Annotated in this window: 1 protein-coding gene; it reads right to left on the bottom strand. The window is 66.3% G+C overall.

Going from position 1 to position 252, the window contains the following annotated elements; translation table 11 throughout:
• The coding region (locus NPS47_RS25580; RefSeq protein ID WP_274297466.1) for a hypothetical protein at window positions 1–252 on the bottom strand (252 nt) is incomplete at both ends.

The following is a 252-nucleotide window of genomic DNA, read 5'->3' as shown; positions in this document are numbered from 1 at the left end:
TGGCCCCTGTCGCGATGAGGGTATCGGCGCTCAGGCCAGTGTTGCTGCCCTGCACGTCCAGCGTACCGCCATTGACCTGCAGCAGGCCCGCACCACTGAGCGTACCCGCCGAGGTGCCACCGTTGCTCAGCGCCAGCGTGCCGTTGTTCAGGTTCAAGCTCGACCCTGCCACAGCGTTGAGCACGCCCACCGTCTGGGTCTTGCCGTTGAGGTCGAAGCCGGCCAGGTTGGCCAGGCTCAGCTTGCTGGTCA

This window comes from Pseudomonas putida (genome assembly GCF_028682475.1).
GTDB classification, from domain to species: Bacteria; Pseudomonadota; Gammaproteobacteria; order Pseudomonadales; family Pseudomonadaceae; genus Aquipseudomonas; species Aquipseudomonas putida_AG.
Note: the sequence above shows the minus strand (reverse complement) of the source record. Positions and strands in the feature narration are given on the sequence as shown.